The organism is Neobacillus vireti (assembly GCF_001026695.1).
Classification (GTDB): Bacteria; Bacillota; Bacilli; order Bacillales; family Cytobacillaceae; genus Neobacillus; species Neobacillus vireti.
In genome coordinates, this window is sequence record NZ_LDNB01000003.1 from 11,533 (window position 1) to 27,999 (window position 16,467).

General features: G+C 42.2%; 15 protein-coding genes. 2 read left to right on the plus strand and 13 right to left on the minus strand.

Translation table 11 applies throughout. The annotated features are described in order from the left end of the window. The 7 genes from acnA to AA980_RS05445 form a co-directional block, all read right to left on the minus strand. Nucleotides 1–2,736, minus strand: coding sequence for an aconitate hydratase AcnA (acnA, locus tag AA980_RS05415; RefSeq protein WP_024027869.1), 2,736 nt, complete (start codon nucleotides 2,734–2,736; stop codon nucleotides 1–3). Between the two features lie 235 nt (nucleotides 2,737–2,971). Then, on the minus strand, nucleotides 2,972–3,847 hold the full coding sequence (locus AA980_RS05420; RefSeq protein WP_024027870.1) for a LysR family transcriptional regulator: 876 nt from the start codon (nucleotides 3,845–3,847) through the stop codon (nucleotides 2,972–2,974). Nucleotides 3,848–3,876: 29 nt separating this feature from the next. After that, complete coding sequence (locus tag AA980_RS05425) at nucleotides 3,877–5,319, minus strand: bifunctional 2-methylcitrate dehydratase/aconitate hydratase (protein ID WP_024027871.1); 1,443 nt, start codon at nucleotides 5,317–5,319, stop codon at nucleotides 3,877–3,879. A gap of 32 nt (nucleotides 5,320–5,351) precedes the next feature. Continuing rightward, nucleotides 5,352–6,242 (minus strand): methylisocitrate lyase, encoded by an 891-nt coding sequence (gene prpB / locus AA980_RS05430; RefSeq protein WP_034723797.1) that lies wholly within the window; start codon nucleotides 6,240–6,242, stop codon nucleotides 5,352–5,354. 111 nt (nucleotides 6,243–6,353) lie between these two features. Next, nucleotides 6,354–7,433 carry an ABC transporter substrate-binding protein gene (locus tag AA980_RS05435; RefSeq protein ID WP_024027873.1) on the minus strand — a complete coding sequence of 360 codons (1,080 nt, stop codon included), beginning with the start codon at nucleotides 7,431–7,433 and terminating at the stop codon, nucleotides 6,354–6,356. 45 nt (nucleotides 7,434–7,478) lie between these two features. Further along, nucleotides 7,479–8,327 (minus strand): ABC transporter permease, encoded by an 849-nt coding sequence (locus AA980_RS05440; RefSeq protein WP_024027874.1) that lies wholly within the window; start codon nucleotides 8,325–8,327, stop codon nucleotides 7,479–7,481. After that, nucleotides 8,305–9,132, minus strand: coding sequence for an ABC transporter ATP-binding protein (locus AA980_RS05445; protein ID WP_024027875.1), 828 nt, complete (start codon nucleotides 9,130–9,132; stop codon nucleotides 8,305–8,307). Before AA980_RS05445 ends, AA980_RS05440 begins: the two co-directional genes overlap by 23 nt. A 213-nt stretch (nucleotides 9,133–9,345) precedes the next feature. On the opposite strand from AA980_RS05445, the gene AA980_RS05450 reads away from it, so the two are divergent. Both AA980_RS05450 and AA980_RS05455 read left to right on the plus strand, forming a co-directional pair. After that, nucleotides 9,346–10,941 carry an ATP-binding protein gene (locus tag AA980_RS05450; protein ID WP_024027876.1) on the plus strand — a complete coding sequence of 532 codons (1,596 nt, stop codon included), beginning with the start codon at nucleotides 9,346–9,348 and terminating at the stop codon, nucleotides 10,939–10,941. Then, complete coding sequence (locus AA980_RS05455; protein ID WP_024027877.1) at nucleotides 10,938–11,627, plus strand: response regulator; 690 nt, start codon at nucleotides 10,938–10,940, stop codon at nucleotides 11,625–11,627. The genes AA980_RS05450 and AA980_RS05455 overlap by 4 nt, the downstream gene beginning before the upstream one ends. Nucleotides 11,628–11,809: 182 nt before the next feature. Here the strand turns inward: AA980_RS05455 and rpsI are convergent, their stop codons facing one another. The 6 genes from rpsI to AA980_RS05485 form a co-directional block, all read right to left on the minus strand. After that, nucleotides 11,810–12,202, minus strand: a complete 393-nt coding sequence (gene rpsI / locus AA980_RS05460; protein WP_024027878.1) for a 30S ribosomal protein S9 — start codon at nucleotides 12,200–12,202, stop codon at nucleotides 11,810–11,812. Nucleotides 12,203–12,221: 19 nt separating this feature from the next. Then, on the minus strand, nucleotides 12,222–12,659 hold the full coding sequence (rplM, locus tag AA980_RS05465) for a 50S ribosomal protein L13 (RefSeq protein WP_024027879.1): 438 nt from the start codon (nucleotides 12,657–12,659) through the stop codon (nucleotides 12,222–12,224). Between the two features lie 246 nt (nucleotides 12,660–12,905). After that, nucleotides 12,906–13,643, minus strand: a complete 738-nt coding sequence (gene truA, locus AA980_RS05470) for a tRNA pseudouridine(38-40) synthase TruA (RefSeq protein ID WP_024027880.1) — start codon at nucleotides 13,641–13,643, stop codon at nucleotides 12,906–12,908. A gap of 12 nt (nucleotides 13,644–13,655) precedes the next feature. Then, entirely contained in the window at nucleotides 13,656–14,453 is a 798-nt protein-coding gene (locus AA980_RS05475) for an energy-coupling factor transporter transmembrane component T family protein (protein ID WP_034723789.1), read from the minus strand. Beyond that, a complete protein-coding gene (locus AA980_RS05480) occupies nucleotides 14,450–15,319 on the minus strand; it encodes an energy-coupling factor ABC transporter ATP-binding protein (RefSeq protein ID WP_024027882.1) in 870 nt (289 codons plus the stop codon). Before AA980_RS05480 ends, AA980_RS05475 begins: the two co-directional genes overlap by 4 nt. Continuing rightward, nucleotides 15,295–16,134 (minus strand): energy-coupling factor ABC transporter ATP-binding protein, encoded by an 840-nt coding sequence (locus AA980_RS05485; RefSeq protein WP_024027883.1) that lies wholly within the window; start codon nucleotides 16,132–16,134, stop codon nucleotides 15,295–15,297. Before AA980_RS05485 ends, AA980_RS05480 begins: the two co-directional genes overlap by 25 nt. Nucleotides 16,135–16,467: the final 333 nt, after the last annotated feature.

Below are 16,467 nucleotides of genomic sequence, written 5' to 3' on the forward strand. Positions count from 1 at the left end.
TTAATTCATAACTTTATCCGATGCCAGTTTAGTGCGAAGAACCATTTGTAATACACCACCATGACGGTAATAATCAATTTCCACCTCGCTATCGAAACGGACTGTCACTTCAAAATCTTTATTTTCCCTGTTTTCATTCACTGCAGTAACTTTAATCATTTGCTTTGGCTGAACATTCTCATCAATATGAATTTCATATCGTTCTTTTCCTGTCAAACCAAGGGTATCTGCATTTTCCCCTTCTTTAAATTGAAGAGGGAGCACTCCCATAAGTGCAAGATTACTGCGATGAATGCGCTCAAAGCTTTGTGCCAAAACTGCTTTTACTCCGAGAAGAGCGGTTGCTTTAGCCGCCCAATCCCTGGAACTTCCCATACCGTAATCAACTCCTGCAATCACCAATAATCCTGTTCCATCCTTTTGATATTTCATAGCTGCATCATAGATCGACAAAACATCCCCAGTTGGGAAATAGGTGGTCACCCCACCTTCTGTTCCTGGTGCAACCTGATTTCTTAACCGAATATTGGAGAATCCTCCACGGATCATGACTTCATGACTGCCCCGGCGGGAACCATAGGAGCTAAAATCTTCTGGTTTTACTCCTTTATCCAACAAGTATTGACCCGCCACACTGTTTACTGGAATCGTACCACCTGCAGGTGAAATATGATCCGTAGTGATAGAATCGCCTAGTTTAGCAAGCACCTGTAACCCTATGAGTGGACTGATTTGCCCAGCGTCTTTAGACATGTTCTGGAAAAATGGTGGATTCTGGAGAAAAGTAGAATCTTCTTCCCACTTGTAGAGCAGGTCCTCACTTGTCTCCAAACGATTCCAAGCTTCGTTCCCAGTGAAAATTTCCCCATTTTGATAGTTGAACAAATCTGGTGTAATGGTTTTAGCGATCACATTCTCGATTTCTGAATCACTTGGCCATATGTCCTTTAGGTAAACGTCATTTCCATCTTTGTCTTTTCCCAGTGGCTCTTTTTGAAGATTAATGTCCACGGTTCCTGTAATCGCATATGCAACTACTAATGGTGGAGAAGCCAAGAAGTTCGCTTTAATTAAAGGATGAATACGTCCTTCAAAATTACGGTTTCCAGATAAAACTCCGGCAACGATTAAATCATTTTCTATGATAGCTTCGGAAACTTCTTCAGGAAGAGGGCCCGAGTTTCCTACACAGGTTGTACAACCGTAACCGACAAGATAGAAACCGAGTATTTCCAAATAAGAGAGCAAACCTGCCTTCATCAAGTAATCGGTAACCACTTTCGAACCAGGAGAAAGACTTGTCTTTACGAATGGCGGAACGGATAATCCCTTTTCCACAGCCTTTTTAGCCAGTAGACCTGCCCCTATCATGACATGTGGATTCGAAGTGTTTGTACAGCTGGTAATTGCAGCAAGGACAACAGACCCCGTTTTCACTTGGGACGTTTTACCGTCACGGTTGGTAACTAAACTTTTTTTGTCTATCTCATCCTCGGCTAGACCATAGCCATGATTTCCTAATTCTTGGGTTAATGCCTTTCTAAATGTATCTTTCACTTCAGACAGGCGAATCATATCCTGTGGCCGCTTCGGACCAGCAACACTTGTTTCTATAATTGAAAGGTCCAGTTCGATTACTTCTGTATAAACGGGTTCCTCCGCATCTGCTGTAAAGAACAGCCCATTTGCTTTGCAATAGGCCTCCACAAGCTGTACTTGTTCATCTGTTCGTCCAGATAGACGCAAATAATTTAAAGTCTCATTATCTACAGGAAAGATGGTTATGGTTGCTCCATTTTCCGGTGACATATTGGAGACTGTTGCCCTATCAGCCACAGACAGGTTAGATACCCCTTCTCCAAAAAACTCTACAAATTTTCCAACTACCTTTTTTTTGCGAAGCAGATGTGTAATATAAAGGGCAAGATTCGTCCCCGTTGAACCTGCAGGTAATTTGCCTTTCAAACGAATTCCAATTACCTCCGGAGCCGGAAAACAGGACGGCTGACCAAGCATTCCGGCTTCCGCCTCAATACCGCCGACGCCCCATCCAACGACTCCTACACCATTAATCATTGGGGTATGAGAATCTGTTCCAAAACAAGTATCAGGAAAGGCTAAATATTCTCCATTTTCATCTTCTACTCCATGAACTACCTTGGCTAGATATTCTAAGTTCGCTTGGTGGATGATAGCAGTAGAAGGTGGGACCGCCCGAAACTTATCGATAGAGTGTGTTGCCCATTTAAAAAACTTATAACGTTCATAATTAAGCTCAAATCCCCGGTCGACGTTATATTTCAATGCATTAGGCGTACCGAACTTATCCACCTGTTCAGCATGATCAATCACAAGATCTACTGCTATCTCGGGATTAATCAGCTTGGGATTTCCACCCATTTCCGCCATAGCATGGCGTAAAGACGCAAGATCAACAACTACTGGAATACCTGTAAAATCCTGCAAGACGATTCGAGCAGGCTTAAACGGAACATCGATATTTCCTTTCCATTCATCACTGCCCCATTTTGCAAGATTTTCAATATGTTCCTTTTTAATTGCCATCCCATCATAGTGGCGTAGTAAGGACTCTAACAAGATTTTAATAGAATAAGGGAGCTTGGAGACATTTACCGAAACCAATTCCTCAAGGGCTAACAAGCGGTAAAAGTTATACGTTTTATCATTTACCATAAAAGTTGAACGTGCTTGAAAGAAACCTTTTTCTGTTTTCATGCTTTTAGTCTTCATCTCCCTTTAATTGTGTATTTATTTCGAAAACTGTTTAAACTTATTATAAATCTGAATTATATATAATAAAAATATCGATTTTTGATTGTTAACCATCAAAAAATGGAATACCTGTTTTGTAGAATTCCTTACTTTTCATTAAAATTAGTTCCTCTTTGCACACAAAAAAAACGACGGTTTTAGACATCTACTAAAGCCTAAAAACAACGCCGTTAGGTAATCACTGTGTCGTTGATAAATCCAAACTTTCTACCAAATCGACAAATAGTTTAACCATTTTCATTTCTAATGCATCCTCATGATAATACATCCATGTTTTTCGAAGTAGGGGATTTCCCTTCTTATCTTTAATATCGATTAAATATAAGTCTTGCACATCATTTAGTATAAAGCGGGGTACGATGGCATAACCTAAACCGTTTATGATCATTTCTTTACAAGTATCAACCTTGTCCACCATCATCCCAACGAATGGGGGTTGTTCAAAGTTTGCAGTCCACCAATTATCAATCATTCCCTTGAATAAAGATTCTGTTCGATAATCGATTCTTGGTAAACGAGGTAGATCCTTTAGCTCAAATTCATCTTTGTACGCGATACAAAGTGTTTCTTCAAACAGAAGATGCTTCTTACCTGTCCATTGATAGTCACCACGAAGGAACCCAATATGCACATCTTGATTGTGCACCAAATTTAAAACGTCTTTACTCCAGCCTGTTTTAACTTGAAATTCAACATTTTGATACTGATTCTTAAATAATTTTAAGATCCTGGGAAGTTGATACTTTGTAAAATAATCGGAAACCCCCAATCGCAATGTCCCTGCAATCACATTGGTACCCATGTTCTGAACATGTTCCTTTATCATTCGTAAATTACGCAATATTTCATCTGCACTCTTTGCTAAAAACTCCCCTTCAGGCGTAAACTGAACACCCCTTCTTCCCCTTTGCACAATTGTTGCTCCGAATTCTTTTTCTATATCCTGCAATCTCTTAGTGAGCGAAGGTTGAGAAATAAATAACTCTTGTGCAGCTCTAGTGATATTTTTATGTTTATATAAAGCCTGTAAAAGCACCCAATCCCTGTCTTCCATTTGCTTGCATCCCCTAATGAAGCTTTAAACTAAATCACAAACCGATCAACAAAGTGATGGACAGGCATTTGCTCCAGTTCCTGTTGGTTTAAGCAGAGCTCTTTAATGGCTTGCATTTGCTTATGCGGAAAACGAGTAGCCAGGTTTGCTTCAAATTTCTGTTCCAGCAGCGGAATGCCCTCCGCACGTCTTTTACTGTGGCCGATCGGAAACTCCACTTCCACTTTCTCCGTGCAACTCCCATCATTGAAGAAAATCTGCACCGCATTAGCTATTGAACGCAAGTTAGGCTCGTGATATTCATGGGTATAACGGAGATCTTCCTGTGTAACCATTTTATCCCGAAGCGCATCAATCCTAGGATCGCTTGCTATTGTATCTTCGTAATGATCCGCAGTTAATTCGCCAAAAATCAATCCAATCGCAACCATATACTGTAAACAGTGATCACGGTCTGCCGGATTGTGCAGCGGCCCTTTTTTATCGATGATGCGAATGGCCGATTCGTGCGTTGTTAACACAATGCGATCGATATCTTCCAATCTGCCTTCAAGCTCAGGATGCAGTCGTATCGCACACTCCACTGCTGTTTGTGCATGAAATTCAGCGGGATAAGAAATCTTGAACAGCACGTTCTCCATCACATAGGAGCCGTAAGGACGCTGAAACTTGAATTCGTTTCCTTTGAATAATACGTCGTAAAAGCCCCAGGTTTTTGCGGTAAGTGCAGAAGGATAACCCATCTCGCCTTTTAATGCCATCAAGGAGAGACGAACAGCGCGGCTAGTGGCATCTCCGGCAGCCCACGATTTACGGGATCCTGTATTCGGTGCATGACGATATGTACGAAGCGCTTGCCCATCCACCCACGCATTAGACACCGCGTTAATCATCTCTTCCTTCGATCCGCCCAACAGCTTTGTGACCACGGCGGCAGTAGCCACCTTTACGAGCAGCACATGATCCAGCCCTACGCGATTAAAGCTGTTTTCAAGCGCAAGGACGCCTTGTATTTCATGGGCTTTGATCATCGCGGTCAGCACATCTTTCATCACCAAAGGCTCCAAACCATCTGCAGCATTCCTTCGGCTGATGTAGTCGGCTGCGGCAAGAATGCCCCCAAGATTATCGGAAGGATGCCCCCATTCGGCGGCAAGCCATGTATCATTGTAATCTAACCAACGGATCATGCAGCCGATATTAAACGCCGCTGTCACCGGATCCAGTTGGTATTGGGTTCCGGGTACCTTTGCACCGTGTGGAACTAGGGTTCCCGGAACGATAGGGCCAAGATGTTTCGTACACTCCGGATAACGTAATGCCAAAAAGCCGCAGCCTAGCGCATCAATCATACTAAAGCGCGCCGTTTGATAGGCTTCCGGGCTCTGAATCTCAACATCGTAGACATAATCGGCCAAATCCAGCAATACCTGATCTGGTTTAGGTCTAACATTGCTTGTATGGAATGACATAGAAATTCCTCCGTTTTATCAGATTTGCTCTCCTATAATGACCTCTCTTCATTTTCTTGCTTAAATAATCGGTCAAGTTTTTGTTCATACTCATGGTAATTAAGAAAATCGTAAAGCTCCATTCGCGTTTGCATTAGATCTACCACATTCTTTTGTGTACCCTCACTGCGAATCCCCTGATAGACTTTCAAGGCGGCTGCATTCATAGCGCGAAAGGCGGATAATGGGTACAATACTAGACTGACACCCGCTTGTTCCAGTTCATTGACAGTAAAGAGCGGTGTTTGTCCAAATTCAGTAATGTTGGCAAGTACGGGTACTCCCACTGCCTTAACGAATATGTCGTATTGCTCCAGGGTAAGTACGGCCTCTGGAAAAATCATATCTGCGCCGGCTTCAACGCATGCACAGGCTCTCTCAATGGCGGCATCCAGTCCTTCGACAGCAAGCGCATCCGTACGCGCCATCACCAAAAAATCCGGATCAGTCTTAGCATCTACGGCCGCCTTGATTCTGTCTACCATCTCCGAGAGGCTGACGATCGCTTTGTTAGGCCGATGACCGCAGCGCTTTGCCGATACTTGGTCTTCGATATGAATTCCAGCTGCACCGGCCTGAATCATCAAGCGGACCGTACGTCCGATATTAAAGGCGCCGCCGAAGCCAGTGTCCGCGTCGACCAATAACGGCAATGAGCTTGCGTTTGTAATCCGCCGAACATCCTCGACAACGTCATTTAACGTAGTGATGCCTAGGTCCGGCAGCCCAAAAGAGGCATTGGCCGCGCCGCCGCCGGATAAATAAATAGCGCGATAGCCTACTCGCTCTGCCATCATGGCTGTATATGCATTTATGGTGCCAACCACCTGAAGCGGTTTTTCCATTTTTATAGCTTCCCTTAGCCGGGAGCCCGGCGATACCATGCTGTTCAAATTGTCACACCCTTTAATTAGAGTTTTAACCAAGCCAAAAGAGGTGTCTTTTACACCTCTTCCGGATAAATAAATGTGTAATTACCGTATTTTAGGATTCTTCTATTTTTTCACTTTATCGACAAACTCGTTGGTAAACGTTTTGTTAAGGTCGATTTTAGTGTCTTTCAGCTCAGGTTTAAATACCTGTAAAATTTCCAACACTTTCTCCGGTCCGCCGTCAGGCATTTTTCCATCAGCCGTGAACATGGATAAGCTGGATTCAAGCGATTTTATATACAATTCTTTATCGCCCGCATAGAATTCCTTCGGCAATTTGTCAGCAATTTCTTCCGCCTTATGCGTGCTCATGTATCTCAATGTTTTAACAAAAGCATTGGCTAAACGCTGTACCACTTCCGGGTTTTTCTTCACGTAATCCGAATTCATATATAAGCTTGGGGCCGCATATGTGCCGCCAAGTGTTTGTTGCGACCCTTCCTTGGTCTCCAGGTCCACAAACGAAGTAGCAATTCCTTTTTGTTCAAGCAATGCTATGGTAGGCTGAGTCGCCCATGCTATGTCCACCTTCCCTTGTTCCATGGCGGCAATCAATGTTGGACCTGCCCCCACGGCCAAAGGAACATAGTCTTTCGTTGAGTTTCCGCCTTTAGAAACTAAGTAGTTGACCAAAAAGTGTGATGAAGCCCCTGGGCTTGTAATGCCGATATTTTTCCCCTTCAAATCAGCTAAAGTTTTGAATTGATCCTTCGCTTTGTTCGTAACCATTAGCCTGGCTCCAGGGTTCGTAGCAAACAGCGCTACCGCTTGAAGCTCTTTACCTTTAGCTTGCATATCAATGGTATGATCATAAAAACCGACAACCCCCTGAACCTCGCCGGCAATGAGCGCCTGCTCGGCATTGACGCCGGAAGCCTGGCTCGTAAGCTCCACTTCAAGTCCTTCTTCTTTGAAATAACCCAGGTTTTCTGTCAATTTAGCCGGAAGATAGATAATTTTTTCCAATCCACCAACCATGATATTGACTTTTGGAAGCTTAACCGTTTCAGTAGCAGCCGGTTTATCGTCCCCTTTTGAATCCGATTGGGAAGCAGTCTTATCCGCATTTCCGCAGCCGGCCAAAATCAAACCTAGTGACATGATGATACCTGCGCCAAACTTTGTGCTTTTACCAAATTTCATCTTTCATTCCCCTTTATATTATGAATTAAATTCGTAAAACCGGAGCTATTGACGAACATGCCTCCACGCGATAAAGCGCGTTTCCAATTTAGAAACGGCCCAGTTAGCGGCCAAAGCCGTAACCGATAAGAGAACCATCCCTGCAAATACCCCGGTGGTATTGAAAGCTCCTTGGGCTTGCGCAATGAGAAAACCAAGACCTTTTGTAGAGCCAATAAATTCACCTACAACCGCGCCAACCAATGCAAATCCGAAGCTGGAATGCAAGCTGGATAAAATCCAGGTTAACGCCGATGGAATGATGACATGCTGGGCCAGCTGCCTCTTATTGGCTCCAAGTAAACGGGCGTTGTTGAGCAAGTTTTTGTCCACTTCTCGAACGCCCTGGAAGGCATTGAAAAATACGATAAAAAAAGTAAGCGTAACTCCTAGTGCGACCTTCGAAGGCATGCCAAGCCCAAACCAGATAATAAAAATCGGTGCCAGCACAACCCTCGGGAGTGCATTCAACATTTGGATATAAGGTCCGAATATGACTGCGAGAAGATCATTCATGCCCAGGGCATATCCGGCGATGACTCCTAGAATGACACCGATAACAAAGGCGATGACTGTTTCCTCAAATGAAACAACAAAATGAACATATAGAGGACCCTGACTTGTACCTTCAATAACCCATTCCACAATTTGTTTAACGATGGAAGACGGACTGGAGAAAAAGAACGGATCGATGATGTTCTTATCCGAAAAGAACTCCCAGGAGCCGAATATCGCTATGAAAACGATAATTTGCAGTGATAAATTGCGAATTTTTATTTTTGAGGCTCTGATCCTCATTTCCTTTTTCCGTGTCTCAATCTCTTCTTGTGTGTTAAGCGTTGTTTGCACTTGCATAGCTAACCATCACCTCATCTCGTAAATCATTCCAAATTTGCTCATGAAGTTCCGCGAATTGCTTATCAAAGCGAATTTCCGCCACATTTCTCGGTCTCTCCAGATTAATCCTATAATCGCCCTTAATTGTTGCGGCCGGACCCGCTGTCAGTACAATAACCCGATCGCTCAGTGCTATCGCTTCCTCCAAATCGTGCGTGATAAAAAACACGGATGCGGACGTTTCCTCCCAAATTTTCAGAAGCTCATTTTCCATTAAATGCCTAGTGTGTACGTCAAGCGCAGAAAATGATTCATCCATAAGTAAAATTTCTGGTTGAGTGATCAAGCACTGCGCCAAGGCAACACGCTTTCTCATTCCGCCGGAAAGTTGATGCGGGTAGTGACCCTCAAAGCCCTTCAATCCCACCTTCTCGATCCAGCGCCTAGCCTCTTGAAAGGCGTCATTTTTACTCGTCCCATTTAGTCGTAAACCAAGAGAAACATTGTCAATGACGGTCTTCCAGGGAAATGCATTCTCCGTTTGAAAGACACATGAAGCCCGGGAATTGATCCCTTCCAACTTCTCTCCCTTGATTTGAACTTTTCCCAGCGAAGGTGCCTCGAAGCCTGCGATTAGACTTAATGTTGTCGATTTCCCACAACCAGTTGGTCCGACAATAGAACAAAATTCACCTTTTGCTACGCGAAGATTAATATTGCGCAAAACGGTATGGACCTCGCCTGAAGGCTTTAAAAATTCTTTAGTGACGCCTTGCAGATCAATCATTGGAGAATCTGGTAAGCGCGGGCTCTGTTGATTCATATTGCTGCCTCCTTTATCGTTGTTTACTTGGTACCGCTTACATAAATATTATAGGAATTTTCTGAAATTAAAATATTTTGGCAAAAAATTCAATAAGAACGATTTTTACAGTTTTGACGATATTGGCAGCGAAAAAGACTTTTTGCTGTGACGTTTTATTGGTAAGATATTTGTATATTCTTTCTTTTCTAATAATTATGTAAGGTGACTGATATGCAGCTTTTAAAGAAAATGACCTTGAGAAATAAAATTAATTGGCTTGTTTCCTTCAATATTCTTTTCGTCCTAATCTTGGTGATTTCAGCCTTTTCCTTTATGTTTGTGTCCAATAAATTTTCTGAAAGAGGCGAACAAGCTCTTACAGTAGCGCGAACAGTCGCCAGTATGCCGCAAATTATTAAGGCATTTGATAATCAAAACCCTTCTGAAGTGATTCAACCGATTGCGGAAACACTTCGAATGAAAACTGGGGCAGAATTTATTATTGTAAGCAACATGGATACTCTTCGTTACAGTCATCCAAATCCAGCAAGAATTGGTGAATATATGGTGGGTGAGGATAACGACATTGTCCTTAAAGGCAAAGATAGTATCACAAAAGCTAAAGGTACCCTCGGTCCTTCGATTCGAGGAAAAACTCCCATATTTAATCAGAAACACCAACAAATCGGGATTGTCTCCGTTGGTTATCTTGATAAAAATATTTGGCATCAATTGTTACCGTTTTTGGTGAAATTCATCGGAATTGGCCTAGTTGCTCTCCTTTTTGGTTTGACAGGTGCCTATTTTTTATCGGGCCATGTCAAAAAACAAATTTTTAATTTGGAGCCATTTGAAATTGCCTTTGAAATGGAGAAGCAATCTGCCATATTTGAAGCCATTCGTGAAGGTGTCATCGCAGTCAATGGTGAGGGAAAAATCGTTACCTGCAATCGTGAGGCAAAAAAAATCATGGAGATGGAGGATAGTGAATTAATCGGAAAAGAACTTGGGGCAATCCTGCCGGTGAGCAGTTTGCCTGATGTCCTCCAAAAAGGCATCCCTCAAAATGATCAGCCGATGATTGTCGGCAATACGCTGGTGATTTCCAATTGGGTGCCCGTGATTCTGGCGGATAAAGTGATTGGCGCTGTTAGCACATTTCGGGACAAGCTCCAACTTGATAAAATCGATCAACACTTGGATGATATTGGGAAGTATGTGGATACATTACGGAGCCAACGACATGAATACATGAATAAATTACACTTAATTTCAGGACTCATCCAAACGAATGAATATGAATTGGCTGAAGCGGTTATTAAACAAGAAAATGAAGACTATCAACATACAATCCAGTATTATTTGACAAAAATCCGTGACCCGGCGATTGCTGGAATTCTGGTTGGCAAAGCACATAGGGCGCAAGAGCTTGGGATTAAACTAACGATAGAAAACGCCTCCTTGGTTACTGAGAATTGTCCCTATCGGGAAATTGTCATTACCATATTAGGAAACCTTGTTGAAAACGCTTTCGAGGCAATACAGACATCTGTTATTCAACGTGAACACTTTATTGTATCCATCTATATAAAAGAAGAAGAAAATGAACTGGTTATACAGGTAGAGGATAACGGACCTGGTATCGATCCCACAATTAAAGATGCTATTTTCAAGGATGGTATCACGACAAAAGGAAAGGGACGGGGATTTGGTTTAGCATTTATTGCTCGGTTAATTTCGAACCATAATGGGTTAATAGTATGCAATAGTAATTTAAAAGGTACGAGAATGGTTGTCACTTTGCCTATAAAGGGGGAATTGAGATGAGTGCTTCGCAGCAACGTGTATTAGTCATTGACGATGATTTTATGATTGCTAATCTTCATGGCAAGTATATTGAACAACAAGAGGGATATCAGCTTGTTGGTATTGCCAAAAATTTTGATGAAACCGTTTCCCTATCTAGTAAGCTCAAGCCTGATTTACTCCTGCTTGATGTTTATTTACCTGATCGCTCTGGCCTTGAAGTTTTACGGGATATTCGTTCAAGAAACCTTCGCTGCGATGTGATTTTAATTACTGCAGCTACAGAAATTCATATTATTGAAGAGGCATTTCGATTAGGGATTTTTAATTATTTAATTAAACCGTTTAAACTGGATCTTTTGAAAGAGACGCTGAAGAAATATAGCCAATATAAATCCCACTTACTTTCGAGCAATCAGCTGGACCAAAATTTTGTAGAAGGTCTTAAAAAATATCGAGCTCCAAAATCTCATCTTGAGGAAAAATTGCCAAAAGGCCTTGACTTACGTACTCTGGAAAGGATAAAGAAATCAATAAAACAAGAACAACAGCTCAGCAGTGCAGCACAGATTGCTCAATTAGCAGGAGTCAGCCGCTCAACCGCCCGAGCGTATTTGGATTACCTCATCGAGAAGGACTTTATTGAGGAATTCCTGCAATACGGAACAGTTGGCCGTCCGCAACGTTTGTTCCAGTTGAAGGAATAAACCTGTCCTATCCATTTTTCTCGATTTCCACTTTCCACCGATAAATCACGATAACCAATAATTCAAAAAAACCTTTCATTTTATTACATTCACTTTCGGGTTTTTACCAGATTTCAGATAAAAAAAAACGCCCATTTGGTGATAGAATCCAAATGGGCGTAACCCTTGATACGACTGGGTTTTTAACGTTTTGAGAACTGAGGTGCACGACGAGCGCCTTTAAGTCCGTATTTTTTACGTTCTTTCATACGTGGATCACGAGTTAATAATCCAGCGCGTTTTAATGTTGGACGGTATTCTGGATCAGCTTGCAATAATGCACGAGCAACACCATGACGGATTGCGCCAGCTTGACCAGTATAACCGCCACCTTTTACGTTTACGAAAACATCATAGCTGCCAAGAGTTTCAGTAGCTACTAATGGTTGTCTTACAACAACACGTAAAGCTTCAAATGGGATATAATCTTCAATTTCACGTCCGTTAACAACAACTTTGCCTGTACCTGGAACTAAGCGCACACGTGCGACAGAGCTCTTACGACGACCAGTACCAATATATTGAACTTGTGCCAAGTGATTTCCCTCCTTTTAATTAACCGCGAAGTTCGTAAACTTCTGGTTTTTGTGCTTGGTGCGGATGTTCTGCGCCAGCATATACGTGTAATTTTTTAAACATTTGACGACCAAGAGAATTCTTTGGAAGCATGCCTTTAACAGCAAGTTCGATCATTTTCTCAGCATAGTTTGTACGCATTTCCAAAGCAGTTCTTTGTTTTAAACCACCTGGATGCATAGTGTGACGGTAGTAAATTTTATCATTTAATTTATTACCAGTTAATTCTATCTTTGAAGCGTTTAGAATGATTACATTATCACCAGTGTCAACATGTGGTGTAAAAGTAGGTTTGTTTTTACCACGTAAGATTGATGCTACTTCAGAAGCAAGACGACCAAGAGTTTTGCCCTCAGCATCAATCACGTACCATTTACGCTCGATATTGTTAGCATTTGCCATAAACGTTGTACGCATGAGTTTCCCTCCTAATTAAATCCATTAAAGATTATTATGTTCGCACTATCATCAAGCAATCGACCAATAATTCTGTTCCGGGAATCAAGGTTAAAGCCAGCTGTGCGCTTAAGTTTCAATTCATATATTTTCAATCACGATGAAGACTTTCCGGGGCTTTATCGTGGGATTAAAAACACACACATATAATATAATAAATACTAATAGTCAAATTGTCAAGAAAATGTTACACCAGGTCGGGTTGTGTTAGTAAAAAACTTTCCAAAGATATAAACCCTGAGGAGGTGCTGTTTTTCCGGCAAAGCGTCGATCCTTTTTTTCTATAATAACCGGTATATCCTCAGGCGAAAAATCTCCAGAGCCAACTGCTAGTAAAGTTCCCACCAGTATCCGAACCATATTATATAAAAAGCCATTCCCGACAAAACGAATGGTCAGTAAGTCTCCAACGTTAATAAAATCGATCGTCTCAATTGTCCGGATTTTATCCTCGACTTCTGTTTTCGCTGAGCAAAAGCTAGTAAAGTCGTGGGTTCCGAGGAAAAATTTACTTGCCTCCCTAATTGCATCCAAATGTAATGGGTATGGGTACCGAGAGGCATAATTCCGCTGGAACGGATCCCGTATAGGAGATAAATGAAGCACATAGCGATATTCTTTCCCAACAGCATCAAAACGTGCATGAAATGACGGGTCTACCTTTTTAACCGATAGAACAGAAATATCTTCTGGAAGCATCGAGTTCAAGGCGACTTCCCATTTCTGTTCCGGAATCGGAAGTGGGGAATCGAAATGAATGACCTGCCCCTTGGCATGAACGCCCGCATCAGTACGGCCTGAACCAATGACCTTTATGCTGGCCCCTTTATGCATTTTTGCCAACATCGCTTCTAACTCTGATTGGACCGTCCGTTTATTGGGCTGGACCTGATAACCGGAAAACCCCGAGCCATCATAGGAAATAACACATTTATACCTTTGCATCGTTTCGCCCCATTATGAACGTAATAAGAATAAAAGAATGGTTAACATACCTAATAGTACTAGTTGCAGGGAATCTGCCAGATGCCAGCTTAATTGCCGGTATTTCGTCCTGCCTTCTCCGCCGCGATAGCCTCTAGCCTCCATCGCAATCGCCAGTTCTTCCGCCCTTTTAAAGGAACTGACAAACAAGGGAATGAGCAGCGGGATTACCGCCTTAATTCGTTCCTTGAATGGACCGCTGGCAAATTCAACTCCACGGGCAATTTGCGCCTTCATAATTTTATCAGTTTCCTGCATTAATGTCGGAATAAAGCGCAAAGAGATTGACATCATCAACGCCATTTCATGTACTGGAAACTTCACCTTTTTTAAAGGATTCAATAAGGTTTCAAGTCCGTCGGTAATCTCAATAGGAGTAGTCGTTAATGTCAGCAATGAGGTCATTAAAATTAAAAAGAAGAAACGCAACGAAATAAAAATCCCCATTTTTAAGCCTTCTTCATAAATTTTCACAGGCCCCCATGAAACCAAAAGTGCGCCTTCCTTTGTAAAGAAAAGTTGTAGGACTAAGGTAAACAGAACAAGCCAGAGAACAGGCTTAAGCCCGCCATATAGAAAACGAATCGGAATCCGCGACATTCCTAGCATGAAAAAAGTATAAATTCCAATAAGTGCATACGTTACTGCATTATTCGCTAGAAAAATAACACAAACAAATAGAAAGATAATAATGAGCTTTGAACGGGAGTCCATCTTATGAATCACGGAATCTGCCGGTACATATCGGCCGAAAATCATTTTTTCCATCATGAGCGAACACCTCTGCTTAAAGCCTCTGTTACCGCAGAAGACAGCTCTTCGATAGACAGATAAATTTTACCTAACTTCATTCCTGTTTTCTCCTCCAGCTTAAGCTGAAAACGAACCACTTCCGGAACATCGAGCCCCATTTTAACCAATTCAACGGGCGAAGAGAATATCTCCTCTGGTGTCCCCTGGTTGACAACCTTCCCTTGCTGCATAATGACTATTTGGTCAGCGTATCTGGCCGCATCCTCCATACTATGAGTGACTAATATGGTCGAAAGGTTTCGATCTTTATGGAGGGCATAAAACATATCCATAATTTCTTTACGGCCGCGCGGATCTAAACCGGCGGTGGGCTCATCCAAGACAATCACATCAGGCTCCATCGCCAATACTCCAGCAATCGCAACCCGCCGCATCTGTCCGCCTGAAAGATCAAACGGCGACTTTTCCAAAATCTCTTCTGCGAGCCCGACTTGCTTCAATGCCTTTCTGGCTCGTTCCTTGGCTACTGGCTCTGAAACACCAAAATTTAGCGGGCCAAAGATGATATCCTTTTCTACCGTTTCTTCAAACAATTGATGTTCAGGAAATTGAAAAACAATCCCTACCTTTTGACGCACTTGCTTTAAGTTCTTATTTTTCTGCTGGGCTTTAATTTCACGGTCACCAATTTTAACAGTTCCTTTTGAAGGCTGCAGGAGGGCGTTTAAATGCTGCAATACTGTCGATTTACCAGAGCCAGTATGCCCAATGATTGCCATGTATGTTCCAGATGGTATATCTATAGAAACATCCTCAATCGCCAGCCGTTCAAAAGGCGTGTTTGCTTGGTACCGATAATCTATATGCTGAAGCGAGATGTCCATAGCTCTGTCACCAACTCTTCTTCCGATAAATAATGCTTGGATACGTCAATTCCTTTTTGCCGGAAAGCTTTGCTCATTTTCACTGAGAAAGGAATATCCAACCCTAATTGAATCAATTGTTCGTCCATTGAGAAGATTTCTTCCGGTGTCCCTTCGCGAAAAACCTCTCCTTTATTCATAACAATAATGCGATCAGCTTTAGCAGCCTCTTCCAAGTCGTGGGTAATCGAGATAACGGTTAAAGCTTTTTCCGCTTTTAATAGTCTAACTGTCTCTAATACCTCTTCTCGTCCTCTAGGGTCAAGCATCGACGTCGCTTCATCAAGAATAATAATCGAAGGTCTTAAGGCCAGTACACCAGCAATGGCTACCCGCTGCTTCTGTCCACCTGAAAGATGGTGGGGCTCTTGATATAGAAACTTGTCCATTTTCACTTTTCTTAATGAATCTTCGACTCTTTGGACCATTTCATCTCTGGGTATCCCATTATTTTCTAGACCAAAAGCCACATCATCCTGCACCGTTGTCCCGACAAATTGGTTATCAGGGTTTTGAAAAACCATTCCAATCTTTTTACGGATATCCCAAATCGACTCTTCGTTAAGCTGCATACCGCAAACAGTAATCTCGCCTTGCTGCGGAAACTGCAAGCCATTAAGGAGCTTTGCCATCGTCGACTTACCAGAACCGTTATGACCAACGATTGCCAGCCACTCCCCTTCATAAATGTCGAAGCTGACATGATTTAACGCATAGCGTTCCTGTTCATCGTATTGAAAGGATACTTCCTTAAGCGAAACAATTGACTTGTTCATTGATATTCCTCCTCTCAGCTCATCTCATCTACCTTTTCCTAATAACAAAAAAAGCCCGCACCTCGTCCCCGGCAGCAACGTGTTCAACTGCGATAAATAGGGATTTCTATAAAAGAAATGGGAGGAGGTGCATGAGCTAGACGGGGCGTATTTCAATCCACGCATCCACATGGGATACGACAATGATAAAAGATCCCTAATATCGAGTAAAACTAAAAAATGTCTACATGATATCAAGTCAATCTTTTAAGATTTCTCCAATCAATTGGAGTCACGCTCATCATAACACTCGTTTTGGCTTGGGTCTAACATAATATAAAATTTCCTTTACAG

What these genes read in the sequence shown, in the direction of transcription:
- acnA (WP_024027869.1), bottom strand. Translation starts at nt 2,736, where the DNA reads ATGAAAACAGAAAAAGGTTTCTTTCAAGCACGTTCAACTTTTATGGTA.
- AA980_RS05420 (WP_024027870.1), bottom strand. Translation starts at nt 3,847, where the DNA reads ATGGAAGACAGGGATTGGGTGCTTTTACAGGCTTTATATAAACATAAA.
- AA980_RS05425 (WP_024027871.1), bottom strand. Translation starts at nt 5,319, where the DNA reads ATGTCATTCCATACAAGCAATGTTAGACCTAAACCAGATCAGGTATTG.
- prpB (WP_034723797.1), bottom strand. Translation starts at nt 6,242, where the DNA reads ATGGTATCGCCGGGCTCCCGGCTAAGGGAAGCTATAAAAATGGAAAAA.
- AA980_RS05435 (WP_024027873.1), bottom strand. Translation starts at nt 7,433, where the DNA reads ATGAAATTTGGTAAAAGCACAAAGTTTGGCGCAGGTATCATCATGTCA.
- AA980_RS05440 (WP_024027874.1), bottom strand. Translation starts at nt 8,327, where the DNA reads ATGCAAGTGCAAACAACGCTTAACACACAAGAAGAGATTGAGACACGG.
- AA980_RS05445 (WP_024027875.1), bottom strand. Translation starts at nt 9,132, where the DNA reads ATGAATCAACAGAGCCCGCGCTTACCAGATTCTCCAATGATTGATCTG.
- AA980_RS05450 (WP_024027876.1), top strand. Translation starts at nt 9,346, where the DNA reads ATGCAGCTTTTAAAGAAAATGACCTTGAGAAATAAAATTAATTGGCTT.
- AA980_RS05455 (WP_024027877.1), top strand. Translation starts at nt 10,938, where the DNA reads ATGAGTGCTTCGCAGCAACGTGTATTAGTCATTGACGATGATTTTATG.
- rplM (WP_024027879.1), bottom strand. Translation starts at nt 12,659, where the DNA reads ATGCGTACAACGTTTATGGCAAATGCTAACAATATCGAGCGTAAATGG.
- truA (WP_024027880.1), bottom strand. Translation starts at nt 13,643, where the DNA reads ATGCAAAGGTATAAATGTGTTATTTCCTATGATGGCTCGGGGTTTTCC.
- AA980_RS05475 (WP_034723789.1), bottom strand. Translation starts at nt 14,453, where the DNA reads ATGATGGAAAAAATGATTTTCGGCCGATATGTACCGGCAGATTCCGTG.
- AA980_RS05480 (WP_024027882.1), bottom strand. Translation starts at nt 15,319, where the DNA reads ATGGACATCTCGCTTCAGCATATAGATTATCGGTACCAAGCAAACACG.
- AA980_RS05485 (WP_024027883.1), bottom strand. Translation starts at nt 16,134, where the DNA reads ATGAACAAGTCAATTGTTTCGCTTAAGGAAGTATCCTTTCAATACGAT.